Source organism: Jeotgalicoccus nanhaiensis (assembly GCF_015235105.1).
In the GTDB taxonomy this organism is placed as follows: Bacteria; Bacillota; Bacilli; order Staphylococcales; family Salinicoccaceae; genus Jeotgalicoccus; species Jeotgalicoccus nanhaiensis.
In genome coordinates this window covers 83429-97483 of the sequence record NZ_JADGLW010000003.1, presented here as the reverse complement: position 1 = coordinate 97483, position 14055 = coordinate 83429, and the positions used below count along the sequence as shown (strand labels likewise).

At 40.5% G+C, this 14055-nt stretch carries 13 protein-coding genes; 5 read left to right on the top strand and 8 right to left on the bottom strand.

Annotated features, from left to right (window positions below):
• Window positions 1-6 precede the first annotated feature (6 nt).
• Window positions 7-387: a hypothetical protein gene (locus IR135_RS05030; protein ID WP_135097292.1), complete on the bottom strand. Its 381-nt coding sequence runs from the start codon at window positions 385-387 to the stop codon at window positions 7-9.
• Between the two features lie 260 nt (window positions 388-647).
• Here IR135_RS05030 and guaB point away from each other — a divergent pair, with 260 nt between their 5' ends.
• From guaB to IR135_RS05005, 5 genes are all read left to right on the top strand, one after another.
• Entirely contained in the window at window positions 648-2117 is a 1470-nt protein-coding gene (gene guaB / locus IR135_RS05025) for an IMP dehydrogenase (RefSeq protein WP_135097290.1), read from the top strand.
• A gap of 14 nt (window positions 2118-2131) precedes the next feature.
• Window positions 2132-3676: a glutamine-hydrolyzing GMP synthase gene (gene guaA, locus IR135_RS05020; protein WP_135097288.1), complete on the top strand. Its 1545-nt coding sequence runs from the start codon at window positions 2132-2134 to the stop codon at window positions 3674-3676.
• A 131-nt stretch (window positions 3677-3807) separates the two neighbouring features.
• On the top strand, window positions 3808-4014 hold the full coding sequence (locus IR135_RS05015; RefSeq protein WP_135097286.1) for a hypothetical protein: 207 nt from the start codon (window positions 3808-3810) through the stop codon (window positions 4012-4014).
• Window positions 4015-4311: 297 nt separating this feature from the next.
• On the top strand, window positions 4312-5223 hold the full coding sequence (locus tag IR135_RS11735; RefSeq protein WP_135097284.1) for a DMT family transporter: 912 nt from the start codon (window positions 4312-4314) through the stop codon (window positions 5221-5223).
• A gap of 164 nt (window positions 5224-5387) precedes the next feature.
• The gene (locus tag IR135_RS05005) at window positions 5388-6074 is read left to right on the top strand and encodes a phosphoribosylaminoimidazolesuccinocarboxamide synthase (protein WP_135097282.1); all 687 of its coding nucleotides are present in this window, start codon (window positions 5388-5390) and stop codon (window positions 6072-6074) included.
• 327 nt (window positions 6075-6401) lie between these two features.
• On the opposite strand, the gene IR135_RS05000 is transcribed toward IR135_RS05005, so the two are convergent.
• From IR135_RS05000 to fabF, 7 genes are all read right to left on the bottom strand, one after another.
• Complete coding sequence (locus tag IR135_RS05000) at window positions 6402-7028, bottom strand: hypothetical protein (RefSeq protein ID WP_135097280.1); 627 nt, start codon at window positions 7026-7028, stop codon at window positions 6402-6404.
• A 26-nt stretch (window positions 7029-7054) separates the two neighbouring features.
• Window positions 7055-9199: a DNA topoisomerase III gene (locus tag IR135_RS04995; protein WP_135097278.1), complete on the bottom strand. Its 2145-nt coding sequence runs from the start codon at window positions 9197-9199 to the stop codon at window positions 7055-7057.
• 110 nt (window positions 9200-9309) lie between these two features.
• On the bottom strand, window positions 9310-10038 hold the full coding sequence (locus IR135_RS04990) for a hypothetical protein (RefSeq protein ID WP_135097276.1): 729 nt from the start codon (window positions 10036-10038) through the stop codon (window positions 9310-9312).
• A 28-nt stretch (window positions 10039-10066) separates the two neighbouring features.
• Entirely contained in the window at window positions 10067-10738 is a 672-nt protein-coding gene (locus tag IR135_RS04985; RefSeq protein WP_135097274.1) for a hypothetical protein, read from the bottom strand.
• A gap of 153 nt (window positions 10739-10891) precedes the next feature.
• On the bottom strand, window positions 10892-11884 hold the full coding sequence (gene plsX, locus IR135_RS04980; RefSeq protein ID WP_135097272.1) for a phosphate acyltransferase PlsX: 993 nt from the start codon (window positions 11882-11884) through the stop codon (window positions 10892-10894).
• Window positions 11877-12767, bottom strand: a complete 891-nt coding sequence (locus tag IR135_RS04975) for a DegV family protein (RefSeq protein WP_135097270.1) — start codon at window positions 12765-12767, stop codon at window positions 11877-11879. The genes plsX and IR135_RS04975 overlap by 8 nt, the downstream gene beginning before the upstream one ends.
• 25 nt (window positions 12768-12792) lie before the next feature.
• Window positions 12793-14028 carry a beta-ketoacyl-ACP synthase II gene (fabF, locus tag IR135_RS04970; RefSeq protein WP_167753365.1) on the bottom strand — a complete coding sequence of 412 codons (1236 nt, stop codon included), beginning with the start codon at window positions 14026-14028 and terminating at the stop codon, window positions 12793-12795.
• Between the last annotated feature and the right edge of the window lie 27 nt (window positions 14029-14055).

Sequence of the window (14055 nt, the reverse complement as noted above, 5' to 3'; positions counted from 1 at the left end):
AGATAATCAGAGATTATCTCCGGGTCCTTTTTCTACGTCCGCCTCAGTACTGTTGCGGTTCATTTCGCGGTTTAGTGATTTATCGTCGAAAGCCAGCAGAAACTGTCCATCCTGGATTATCTTCAGATATGTTTCCACTAAGTCAGCATTGAGTCCCGAAGCATAGAGAAAATCTTCCGCTTTTACATTTTGTGTGAAAAAATCTTTAAAAGACAGACTGTTTGAATGAGGATTGTACGTGCAGCCCATGTAATCGGTCCAGTCCGGTTCAAGGTCTGCCAGTCCTAAAATATTAAAGTCTTCTTCATAGTAGTTTTCTTCCTGTTTCAAAAGGTCAATTCTTTCTAAAATCTCATCCAGTGAATTATACTTTTCAATGTATTGCATTACGTCCACCTCTAAATAAATAGTATGTTAATCATCTATTCCCCGGAGATAATTTCTCAAACTTTTGCTCTGTTATTAAATTCATAAAATTCCGAACATTAAGAGCGTCTTTCATATCTCATGATAGTGTTTTATAATAAGACATATTTATTAAGTTAACTTTATTGTTTGACAGTTCGTATTTTGTTATAATAGGGAAATTAATATTTTATACCAGATGCAGCATACGACAAATTATTATAACCAGGAGGCAGTTTTTTATGTGGGAAGATAAGTTTAAAAAAGAAGGACTTACATTTGATGACGTATTACTTCTACCGGCTCATTCAGCAGTATTACCTAAAGAGGTTGATTTAAGTGTCGAATTGGCACCGAATCTGAAGTTAAACATTCCTTTAATCAGTGCGGGAATGGATACGGTGACTGAATCTCAAATGGCGATCGCAATTGCGCGTCAGGGCGGTCTTGGAGTTATTCATAAGAACATGTCTATCGAACGTCAGCGCGATGAAGTAGAAAAAGTTAAGCGTTCCGAAAACGGTGTAATTAAAGATCCGTTCTTCCTGACGAAAGAAGAGCAGGTATTCGCGGCCGAACATCTGATGAGCAAATACAGAATTTCGGGTGTGCCTATTGTTAATAATCCACAGGAGAAAAAACTGATTGGTATTATTACGAACAGAGATATGCGCTTTATCGAAAACTTTTCGATGACAATCGACGAGGTTATGACCAAAGATAATCTGGTAACTGCGCCTGTCGGTACGAAACTGGAAGATGCAGGTCGCATTTTACAGCAGCACCGCATCGAAAAATTACCTTTAGTGGATGACAATTATGTACTTAAAGGGTTAATTACGATTAAAGATATAGAAAAAGTTATCGAATTCCCGAATGCTGCAAAAGACGATCAGGGAAGACTTCTTGTTGCAGCGGCAATCGGTATTGCAAAAGAAACAGAAAAACGTGCAGAAGAATTAATTGCAGGCGGCGCAGATGCACTTGTTATCGATACTGCACACGGTCACTCGCAAGGTGTGCTGGAGGCAATTAAAGATATCCGCAGCAAGTTCCCGGAAACGACTTTAATCGCAGGAAACGTCGCTACAGCTGAAGGTACACGTGCGCTGATCGAAGCGGGCGTAGATGTTGTCAAAGTTGGTATCGGTCCCGGCTCAATCTGTACGACACGCGTCGTTACAGGTGTCGGCGTACCGCAGGTTACAGCGGTGTACGATGCAGCGACAGAAGCACGCAAACACGGCAAATCGATTATTGCAGACGGCGGTATTAAGCTGTCAGGAGATATCGTGAAAGCCTTGGCTGCAGGCGGACATGCTGTAATGCTCGGCAGTCTGTTAGCAGGTACTGCGGAATCTCCGGGAGACACTGAAATGTTCCAGGGGCGCCGCTACAAAACATACCGCGGTATGGGCTCACTCGGTGCAATGGAGCAGGGTTCTAAAGACCGTTACTTCCAGGAAGACACTGAAGCGAAGAAATTTGTTCCGGAAGGTATTGAAGGACGCACGGAGTACAAAGGACCAGTATCAGAAACAGTTTACCAGCTTATCGGCGGTCTTCGTTCAGGTATGGGGTATACTGGAAGTGCAGACCTTAAAGCACTAAGAGAAGAAGCGCAATTCATTAAAATTACAGGTGCAGGTCTGATCGAAAGTCACCCGCATAATGTACAAGTCACTAAAGAAGCACCAAACTACAGCATATAAGGAGTAATTCTTTCATGGAAATGGCTAAAGAGCAGGAACTTATTTTAGTAATTGATTACGGCAGTCAGTATAACCAGCTGATTACGCGCCGTATACGTGAACTTGGCGTGTACAGTGAACTGCACAACCCGAGTATTACAATCGAAGAAATTAAAGAACTTGAACCCAAAGGAATTATTCTGTCTGGCGGACCGCGTTCAGTATATGCAGACGATGCATTTACAGTAGACCCTGAAGTATTTGAACTCGGCATACCGGTCCTCGGTATCTGCTACGGTATGCAGCTGATGATGCAGCTGAACGGCGGAGAAGTCGTGAATTCAGATCAGAAAGAATCCGGCGTGACAGAAATGAACTTAAACAACGAAGTGGATATCTTTAAAGGCTGGGAGAAGATTGAATCAGTCTTAATGAGCCACGGCGACAAAGTTACACGACTCGGTGACGGCTTCTCGGTTATCGCTGAAACAGTATTATGTCCGAATGCTGCAGTTAAACACGATGAAAAACCATTTTATGGTGTTCAGTTCCATCCGGAATCAAAACACACGCAAAACGGCGAGCAGTTCCTGAAGAACTTTATCCGTGATATTTGTGACTGCACAGGAGACTGGACGATGGATAACTTTATCGATATCGAAATCGATAAAATCCGTGAAACAGTCGGAGACAAAAAAGTCTTATGTGCGATGAGCGGCGGTGTAGACTCATCAGTAACAGCGGTACTTCTTCATAAAGCAATCGGCGACCAGCTGACATGTATTTTTGTCGACCACGGTCTTCTTCGTAAAGGTGAAGGCGACATGGTAATGGAGCAGTTTGGTGAAGGCTTCAACATGAACATCATCAGAGTAGATGCGAAAGACCGTTTCATGTCGAAACTTAAAGGCGTATCAGATCCGGAACAGAAACGTAAAATTATCGGCAACGAATTTATTTACGTATTCGATGACGAAGCATCTAAACTTACAGATGTGGACTACCTTGCACAAGGCACGCTGTACACTGATATCATAGAGTCAGGTACGGAAACAGCAACGACAATCAAATCGCACCACAACGTGGGCGGACTGCCTGAAGATATGCAGTTCCAGCTGATTGAACCGTTAAACACGCTGTTTAAAGATGAAGTACGTGAACTTGGTATTGAACTCGGAATTCCAGAACACTTAGTATGGAGACAGCCATTCCCAGGTCCGGGACTTGGTATCCGTGTTCTTGGTGAGATTACAGAAGAAAAACTTGAAATCGTCAGAGAAAGTGACTGGATTTTAAGAGATGAAATCGCAAAAGCAGGACTTGAAAGAGATATCTGGCAATACTTCACGGTGCTGCCGAATATTCGTTCAGTCGGTGTGACAGGAGATTACAGAACGTATGACTATACGATTGGAATCAGAGCTGTAACAAGCATCGACGGTATGACGAGTGACTTTGCGAGAATTGACTGGAACGTGCTTGAGAAAATCTCTAAGCGTTTAGTTAATGAATCCAAACACATCAACCGCGTGGTTTACGATATTACGAGCAAGCCGCCGGCTACGATTGAGTGGGAATAAATAGACGAGAGCCAAAAACCTTGATATAAGGTTTTTGGCTCTTTTTTATATCATTTAGGCTTTAACAGGGTATCGTACTATTAAAATATATAGATGACATTATTTTAATAATAATATTGGAGGTCGTCAGTTTGAATTTAACAAGTATACCCAGAAGAAATTATACAAATGGACCCACACCCATTGAATACTTAGAAAATCTTTCCAAGCTTTTAAATGGTCCTGATATTTATATAAAAAGAGATGATCAGCTCGGTTTAGCCGGCGGAGGGAATAAAAAAATTGGAATTTTGATTGCTGATGCTTTAAAGAATGATGCTGATACGTTAATGACTTGAGGAGCTGTGCAATCTAATCATTGCAGGCTAACTTTATCGGCAGCGAAGAAAGAACAATTAGACTATCATCTTGTACTGGAAGATAGGGTGTCTGGCAGTTACGACGAGTGTACCGTTAATAAAGACACCGAAAGTATCCTGCGGGATGAATATAGAAGTCGGCATGCCATTATTTTCCTCTAAAAGGGATAAGTTTTTGGAATAGAGCTCGTTCTCCATTATTTTATATCTTTCCCTGTCTTATAATTAAAACTATAAGTATGATATGTTTAATGAAATAAAAATGGTGGTGAATGTGTGAAGCAGCAGGGATTATGGTTAACTTATGGACTTGTTTTTTTAATTACTGCAATTTGGGGTTTGAACGTTGTATTCTTAAAAGTGCTCGTAGAAAATTTACCGCCTCAGACGATGACAGCTTTTCGTATTATGATAGCCGGTATTACAGCAATAATCATTGTTTACTTCGCTAAATCACTCAGGGGATTAACGATAAGAGAGTGGATCTTTACACTATTCGGTATGACTTTCGGTGTTATTCTGCATCACCTCACACTGGCTTTGGGACTTGTAACAACAGCAGCCTCAACTGGATCGCTGATTTTATCGTTAGTCCCTTTGGCAACCGCCGTTCTCGGTATGATGTTTTTAGGTGAGCAGCTGACAAAAATGAGAGTATTGGGTTTCATATTAGCATTGGCAGGCGTCTTCTTTATTCAGGGCGGCTCACTTTCAGGACTTAAGTTATCTTCAGGTGAGATATTTTTGTTTATTTCGATGTTTTCTCAGGCAATCAGTTTTATTTTCATTAAAAAAGCGACTGCAACACTGGACTCAAAAGCTGTCACAGCGATTATGAACTTAGCGGGATCAATCGGCCTGCTTCTTATTGCTCTTGTTTTAGAACCTGGACGCTTATCAGAAATGACGACAGCTTCTGCAGGAGTGTATGTCGTGCTCTTTGCTTCGGGTATCTTTGCGACGGGAATCGGACACATGGTATTTAACTCGGCAATACAAAAGATTGGTGCATCAAAAACGGCAATTTTTAATAACTTTGTTCCATTCTTTGGTGTCCTGTTCTCTGTGATTTTTCTAAACGAAGTGATTGAACCGTCCCAACTGATTGGCTTTGTATTTATCGTGGCGGGTGTGCTGTTTGGTACAGGTTATTTGGAAAAAGTGTGGCTTAAAAGAGTAAATAGGTAAAATCGTATGTTGCATTTAAAAAAACCATTTATTATCGTCAAAAACCTTTATAATCCGAACGTTTTATAATTTATATAAAATTATATTCGTTATCTAACTTGATTAACTCAATTTTAACAAGTAAAATATGAAACAAGATAAATTGATTATAGGAGTGTATTCAATTGGATTTAATTTACCGGGGTAAGACCAAAGACGTTTACAAAGATAATAATGGCGAAATTGTTTTATATTTTAAAGATGATATGACGGGTAAAGACGGTGTATTTGATCCGGGCGAGAATCAGGTCGGTTTAAAAGTTGAAGGATCTGGAATTGCGGGCCTTCAAATGACAAGCTTTTTCTTCGAAAAATTAAATGCAGCAGGTATCCCGACGCATTACGTAAGTGCAGATGTTGAAAACCGCGAGATGAGAGTTAAAAAAATATCTGTTTTCGGAGAAGGGCTGGAAGTAATCTGCCGTTTTAAAGCAGTAGGCAGTTTTATCCGACGTTACGGAGATTATATTGAAGAGGGTGCTGAACTCCCTGCTTATGTTGAAGTGACTTTAAAGGACGATGAAAGACAGGACCCGTTTATTAATGAAGCAGCGCTTGAGGCGCTGAATATTTTAAGTGCGGATGAGTACAAAGAAATCGCGGACTTAACGGTTAAAATTAGTGAAGTGGTAAAAGATGAGCTTGCTGAAAAAGGACTGGATTTATACGACATCAAACTGGAATTCGGCCGTGACGAAGAAACAGGTGAAGTGCTGCTGATTGATGAAATTTCAGGCGGCAACATGCGCGTGTATAAAGACGGGGAATATATTGAACCGTTGAAATTGAATGGATATATGTTTGATAAGTAATATTGAACTTTACAGATTTAAATTTTTGGCTGGGGTTGGCGTGAGATCGTTTCATATGTACCCAAAACCTTTGGGGTTGGCGTGACATCGTCTCATGTGTATCCCAAACCTTTAGGGTTGGCGTGAGATCGTCTCATGTGTATCCCAAACCTTTAGGGTTGGCGTGAGATCGTCTCATGTGTATCCCAAACCTTTAGGGTTGGCATGACATCGTTTCATGTGTATCCCAATTGCTTTAGATACAATATCTCTCTTAAAACTGATGAAAATCATAATAATACCCTCCAACTTTCACTGCTAAGCGATTGTTGAAGGGTTATTTTTTGTTTATCTATCTTCCAATACTTCAAGATAATCTTCTACAAGATATTTGTAACCGTAATTGGCTATATAATAAATTGTTTCTGCTTTTTTATACGGGTCGTTTCCATCCTCAGTAGGGAACTTCTCTTCAAATGCCATATCGGCCATTTTCCTCAGCAGAATTTCCGGTTTAAAAATTTTAAGATTTACTCTTATATATTTTCCATCTGACCGGCTCGAATCCAGGACTGATATTTCATTATAAGATGGTCGCCAGTCGGTAATGTTCTCATAAAACACTTTATATTTTTTATTATGGGTGTGTAATACAAAGTACTCTTTGTTTTCCTGATAGGAAGTATTATACGCTCTTCTCAGCACCAGAATAATCAGCGAGAAGAACAGCGTCATCACTCCAAATACAAGCATCATCTCTGTTTCCTGAATCAGTATACCCATGATTGTGCCCAGTATTGAAATGATATTAATACAAATAATGACAAACAATATTACCCGTTCCCATTTGCCGGGTTTTTGTACAGCGCCCTCATATTCAGGTTTATATATTTTCTGTCTAAGCAGCTGAACTGATATAAATACAGCGAGCACAATGATTGGTATAACTGCAAAAGTGAATATCCCGCTGTCCATAACATTCTCTCCAGTGTTAGCAGATATTAGTTATCCAGCTTCAGTTTCTTCAGCTGTTCTGCCAGTGCATTATTTATCGGTTCTTCTTTCTGATTCACATATTTATTAACGGTTTTCTTATCCACACGGCCTTTATTTTCTTTTTTCTTCCGCGCTTCAAAGCTCGACATTTTTTCACGGTGACCGCAGACACATCTGAAAACCTGCCCGTCACCTGAGCCGCTCAGCGTCATTTTCTTCTTACATTTTGGACATCTGGCGTTCGTTATTTTTTCTACGTTGCGTTTATATCCGCATTCTCTGTCCTGGCATACGTGCATCGTGCCTTTTTTGCCTTTGACTTCCAGCAGCGGTTTGCCGCATTCAGGACAGTCTCTGCCTGTCAGATTATCGTGCTTGAATTTCTTCTCGCTCGCCTTGATTTCTCTGACAATCTCTTTCGTATGTTCTTTCATATCTTCGATAAACTTCTGTCTGTTCATTTTACCTTTTTCAATCTGTTCAAGCTGGGTCTCCCATTCAGCAGTAGTGACAGGGGATTTTAAGATCTCCGGTGCCAGATCTAAAAGCTGTTTTCCTTTTGAAGTGAGTTTAATTGCCTGGCCGTTCTTCTCGAGATAGAAAGTATTGAACAGTTTATCGATAATATCTGCCCGTGTTGCGACTGTGCCAAGCCCGCCGGATTCTGCCAGTGTTTTCTTATGTTCTTTGTCCATCTGGAAGTATTTCGCAGGGTTTTCCATAGCTTGAAGCAGTGATGCTTCCGTGAAACGTGCAGGCGGGGTTGTTTCGCCTGTTGTTTTCCTGATTTTGTTTACAGTCAGTTTATCACCTTGTTTTACATCAGTTGTAATGTCAGATGATTCTTCTTTATAAACAATTTTGAAGCCCTGATTTAATACTCTGTTGTATTTTGCTTCGAGTTGTTCACCGTTGATTTCAGCAGTGACAGTTGTCACTTCATACTCATACGGCGGCAGCAGCACACTTATAAATCTCTGAACAACTAATTCATAAATCCGTTTTTCGCGTTCTGTAAAGTCAGCAAGGAAAACCGGACTTTCAGTTGGAATAATAGCATGGTGATCGCTTACCTTGCTGTCGTTGACGAAGGAGCTGTTTGTTTTAAGCGGTGCTCTTAAAACACGTGCGGCAACTTTACTGAACTGACCGATGCCGCTGACTTCGACTCTCTCTTTTAATGTATCCACGATATCTTCCGAAATAAATTTAGAGTCCGTTCTTGGATAGGTTAGTACTTTGTGACGTTCATACAGAGCCTGCATCGTCTGCAGTGTTTCTTTTGCAGACATACCGAATATCTTATTGGCATCTCTCTGCAGTTCTGTCAGATCATACAGACCAGGAGCGAATTGTTTCTTTTTCTTCTTTTGAACGTCTTTAACAATTAATGATGCAGCATTCAGCTTTTGGCTGACTTTATCGATTTGATTTTCATCGAAAGTAGAGTAGCCTTTGCCGTCTGTCCATTTAAAAGTCAGTTTATCCGTAACGACATCAAGTCCGTAGAACGTTTTCGGTTTAAAGTTTTTAATTGTCTCTTCCCGCGCCTGAATAATTGCGAGTGTTGGTGTCTGTACACGGCCGCAGTTAAGCTGGGCGTTGTGTTTTGTTGTCAGTGCGCGGGTCGCATTTAAACCGACATACCAGTCAGCTTCACTTCTTGCAGCGGCTGCCTGATAAAGATTAATGAATTTGTTTCCAGGCTGAAGACTTTTAAATCCATTCGCAATCGCTTTATCAGTAACTGAAGAAATCCAGAGACGTTTTACCGGCTTATTTACTTTCGCATAATCGAGAATCCAGCGGGCAACGAGTTCACCCTCACGTCCGGCATCTGTTGCGATGATAATCTCATCAACATCCTGACGTTTCAGTTGCGATTGCACAGCTTTGAATTGTTTCGTTGTTTTAGGAATATGAGTCAATTTCAGCGGGGCAGGGAGCATAGGTAAATCGTTGAGTTCCCACTTTTGATATTTTGTATCATATTTTTCAGGGTCCTGGAGCGTCACTAAATGTCCAAGTGCCCAGGTCACAATATATTTACTGCCTTCTAAATAACCATTACCTTTTTTACTGCAGTTCAGCACACGGGCAATGTCACGTGCTACTGAAGGTTTTTCAGCAAGTACAATACTTTTTGCCAAAAATATTCATCCTCTCGTTCATTCAATGTATTTATTAATTATACTCGTTTTACAGAAAAAAACATACTGCAGGAAGATTTCCTGCAGTATGTTCGCTTCATTATTTAATATTATTTTTCTTCATACGACCATTCCCACTTTTTGCCATCTGACATGAAGTGATAAACATAATTGTCATCCGATATTTTAAAGTCATATTTGCCGGCTTGCACCGGATTTTCATTTAACACTTCAGGATTGTTGTGAACAAGATACAACAGTTCATCGTCTGTGAAGTCTTTCGTTAATTCATCATATGACCAGTTCCAGTAGGTGCCGTCATATGAGAAATGGAATTCATAATCACCGTAGATAAAGTTATAGTTGTAAGGCTCTTCCTGTACCGGTGCAGCATCAAGTGCAGCCGGTGAATACAGTGCCAGTTTAGCCAGATTTTCCTTTGTGACATCTATATCCATAGCATCAACTTTTTGATGAGGCACCATTGCTTGTGAGTCATTCTCTGCATTAGCATTTTCATTAGGGCCGTCCATCTGAAGTGCTTGTTCTATTTGAAAAATCTCTGCGACTGCTTCGTTAAACTCTACTTGTGATATTTCTCCACTGTCTTTAGACTCTGCGAGCCCATTAATTCTGTTCTGTCCTTCTTGTGACATCCAAGTAGGGTCAAATCCGGTATTTGCCCAGCCGTCACCATCCGGATCAGTTTCTGCCGGCAGCACTTCGCCCCAGACAGTTTTGGCACCTTCTTCTTCATCCGCCTGTGCTGTGCCGCTTAGTCCCGTGAATGTTAATGTCCCTGCTACTAAGAGTGAGCCTAATAAAGTTACTTTTTTCATTGGAAAACACCTTCCTGAAATTTAACTGTTATTTATTCTCGTAAGACCATGTCCATTCTTCACCGTCTGATGCGAAATGATAAACGTATTTGTCATCCGATATTTTAAAGTCATAAGCGCCATCTTTAACCGGTGCTTCGTTTAAAATCTCGGGGTTATTGTGAACGAGATGAATTAGCTCTTCATCAGTGTATTCTTTGTTTACTTCCTCATATCCCCATGTCCATGAGTTTCCATCGTAAGAAAAATCAAACTCATATCCGTCGTATACAAAGTTATAGTTGTATGGTTCATCTTTTACAGGTGCCGCATCTAATGTTTTCGGTGCATTAAATGCAACACTGGCCAGATTCTCTTCAGTTGTTTCAATACCGCCGTAGGGTCCGTTAATCAGTGCGTGTTCTTCATCAAAAATGTCTGTGACTATTTCGTTATATTCAACCTGTGTAATCTCACCAGCCTGACGTTGGTCTGTCAGTTCTGAAATTCTTTCTCTCTGGTTATCCGGCAGCCAGTCCAGACTGTATCCGCCGTTTGACCAGCCGTCGCCATTCAGATCGCTTTCTGCATCTACTACTGTTCCCCAAACGGTTCTCGCGCCATCGTATTCAATTTCGTCCGCCTGTGCTGTGTTATTGACTCCTGTAAACGTCAATGCGCCTGCGACTAATAATGAACTGAATAAAGTTACTTTCTTCATGAAAATCCCCTTCCTGAATATCTAACTTTATTTCTTACGGCCAAATTACCACAGGAAGCTTATCATTGCAATTATGTTACACATATTTCTAAAATATTACGTAGAGATGTCGAAAGATCTGCGTAGTTGTATAATTAGCCGGTATGTTTTTATTTACTCATTTAAACTTGAAAAAGCATCACTTTCTTTCAGAGTGATTGCCAGATCAATACTGTTTTTGAACATCGTGGTGCTAGCAGCACCATGTGTAATGACGACAGGAGCTTTAGCACCTAAAATAAAACCACCGCCGGCATCTTCATTTGTATAGCGCCGGATGCTTGAATGAATAAATGCTTCAACGGTTTTGCTCATATCATCATTTAAATCAGCATTGATAATCAAATTTTCCAGCAGTTCATTTAATATACTTTCAGCCATGCCCTCCACCGACTTAAGCATGATATTTCCAGTAAATCCATCTGTCAGTATAATGTCATGTGTGCCATTCATAAGAGTGTGTGGCTCAACGTTTCCGGTAAAATTGAACTCTTTAGAGTCTGACAGCAACTGGAATGCTTCTTTAGTAAAATCATTGCCTTTCGAGTCTTCTTCACCAATATTCAGCAGCCCGACTCTTGGATTTTCTGCACCAAGCATTTGTTCAGCAAGTTTGCTTCCAAGTTTTCCATACTGTACTAAATGTTCAGGTTTTGTAGAAATGTTGGCACCGGAATCAATTAGAAAATAATGGGGTGACACTTTGGACGTTGTCGGTAATATCGTCACGGAAGCAGGCCGTTTTACTTCAGGGAGTTTGCCGATGATAGACAGGCTGCCTGTGAAAATTGCGCCACTATTTCCAGCCGATACAAATGCATCGGCAGTACCGTCAGCAACTGCTTTAAGTGCTTTAACCATAGATGAATTTTGTTTCTTTCGAATTGCTTTTAATGGATGATCTTCATTGTTTATTTCCTCATCAGACATGATAATTTCTATTCTGCTACAGTCTGCATCGTGAGGGATTTCCTGTTCAATTCTTTCTTGGTCTCCGTAAAATAAGCAGTAGAGGTCTGTTCTTTCAGCTAATATGAGGCATGCGCCTGCTACCGTTTTTTCAGGCCCATAGTCACCGCCCATACAATCAACTGCGAGCTTAATCATCGGATTTAACTCCTTTGATCGTTGGCATTAATCCAAATGATAAAGCACCTTTACCCAAATGAGAACAAAAAGCAGTACCAATTATGGAGATATTAATTTGCTGATTTTCGAGTATGCTCTGGACAGCTTTTTTTAACTTGTGTGCTTTGTTTTCATCCAGGGTATGACCGATACTGACAAGTATTTCCTGGTTGGGATACTGCTGTTGATATTTAGCTGCAATGTTAGCAAGCTTTTCATTTCTACGTTTATTTGTCCGGAAAGACTCTTTTAATACAGGAGTATTTCCCGGGACATATTCCAATACGGGTTTCGTTTTGAGTGCTGAACCCGCGACTTCATTTAAAGCCTGTCCTCTGCCGCCTTTAATTAAATTATCATTCTCTTCTAGAGCAATGAAAAACCGGCTTTCAGAATTTAACCATTCTGCAGTTTCTTTAATTTCATCAAAAGAATATTCCTGATTTATCATAAGTGTAATTTGTTTAATCAGCTGCTCCATATTGACTGACAATCCGACAGCGTCAAAATTCACTATGTTAAGTCTATCTCGATATTGATTGCTTACTGCCTCTGCAGTTTGGAATGTCCCGCTGACACTTGAACTTAAGTACACGCCAAAAACAGTATCGTAACCTTCTGCAATAATTTGTTGAAAAGAATTATGGTAATCTTGAATATTTGGTTGTGCTGTTTTAGGCTGTGGCACATCTGCCTTTATCCATTCGTCAAAGAAGTTTTTCAGATGAGATTCATCTGTTGAGTCAACAATTATTTCATCGTTCGGAAGAGCTAAGGTGAAATCAACTTTGAATAAATTATTTCTCATTTGTAACGGTGATTTTAAATAAGCTGAACTGTCATAAAGTACTGCTGCTTTCATAAGAATATCCCCTTGTTGTTAATATTTATTCACTCCATCGTTTGAACAATAGTGAAGCATTGTGTCCGCCAAATCCCATAGAATTGGACAGAACATACTCCAGCTGCTGCTTTCTTCCTGTCAACGGAACATAATCTAAATCGCACTCCGTATCCCGATTTTTAAGTCCAAGTGTCGGAGGGATGAAACTATTGAGGATCGCCTGAATGCTGACAATCGCCTCTGTGCTTCCTGCAGCTCCAAATAAGTGGCCAAAATAGCTCTTTGTACTGGAGATTGGAACATCATACGCAGATTTTCCTAAAGCATATTTAATTGCATTTGTTTCACCGGAATCGTTCAGGACTGTACTGGTTCCGTGTGCATTGATATATGAGATATCTTTCGGAGAAATGTGGGCCATGCGTATTGCTTTTTTTATTGCTGTTCCTGCACCTTTACCGTCTGAAGGTGGAGCTGTTAAGTGATAAGCATCTGTTGTTGCACCATAGCCGGTAATTTCTGCATAAATTTTTGCACCGCGTTCAACTGCGGAGTCGAACGATTCCAGCATTAGAATTCCTGCACCTTCACCTGGAATAAAACCATCGCGTTCTTTATCAAATGGACGAGAGGCCAAATCAGGATTTGTTTGAGTCGACATCGCTTTCAGTACTGAAAAACCGCTGAAGGTTGAATCGTTTAAAGTACCTTCAGCACCTCCGGCCAAACAAGCTGTCAGCTGTCCCTGTCTGATTTTCATAAATGCTTCCCCGATAGAGTGTGTCCCGCTCGCGCAGGCAGTTGAAATAGACATTGAATCCCCTTTTAATCCGAAGCGCATAGCGATATTTGCTGCTGCCATATTAACCGGTGTCTTAATGTGAAAAAGAGCCTCAACTTTATTGGGTCCTTTTTCATTCATTCTAATTATATTATCCTGCATAGCGATATAACCGCCGCTGCCGGAACCGACAATTACACCGGTGTCATATTCATTATTTTCATTGATTTTATAGCCGCTCATATTAAAAGCTTCATCTGCTGCAGCAATTGCATATTGAGCATATAAATCCATTTTTCTCGAGTCCCGTCGAGTCATTACTGTTTCAGGGTCGAAATTTTTAACTTCAGCTGCAATTATTGTTTTATAGTTTTCAGGATTAACCCTGGTAACAGTTCTGAAGCCATGATTTCCGTCTTCAATATTGGCCCACATATCAGCCAGATTTATTCCAATCGGGGTGACTGCACCCATTCCGGTTACCACAACACGTCTCATATATTTCATCCCTTTTAGTTATATTTT

Coding starts and splice junctions, on each gene's coding strand:
- IR135_RS05030 (WP_135097292.1), bottom strand. CDS start 387: ATGCAATACATTGAAAAGTATAATTCACTGGATGAGATTTTAGAAAGA.
- IR135_RS04985 (WP_135097274.1), bottom strand. CDS start 10,738: ATGAAGAAAGTAACTTTATTCAGTTCATTATTAGTCGCAGGCGCATTG.
- IR135_RS04975 (WP_135097270.1), bottom strand. CDS start 12,767: ATGAAAGCAGCAGTACTTTATGACAGTTCAGCTTATTTAAAATCACCG.
- plsX (WP_135097272.1), bottom strand. CDS start 11,884: ATGATTAAGCTCGCAGTTGATTGTATGGGCGGTGACTATGGGCCTGAA.
- IR135_RS05000 (WP_135097280.1), bottom strand. CDS start 7,028: ATGGACAGCGGGATATTCACTTTTGCAGTTATACCAATCATTGTGCTC.
- fabF (WP_167753365.1), bottom strand. CDS start 14,028: ATGAGACGTGTTGTGGTAACCGGAATGGGTGCAGTCACCCCGATTGGA.
- guaA (WP_135097288.1), top strand. CDS start 2,132: ATGGAAATGGCTAAAGAGCAGGAACTTATTTTAGTAATTGATTACGGC.
- IR135_RS04990 (WP_135097276.1), bottom strand. CDS start 10,038: ATGAAAAAAGTAACTTTATTAGGCTCACTCTTAGTAGCAGGGACATTA.
- guaB (WP_135097290.1), top strand. CDS start 648: ATGTGGGAAGATAAGTTTAAAAAAGAAGGACTTACATTTGATGACGTA.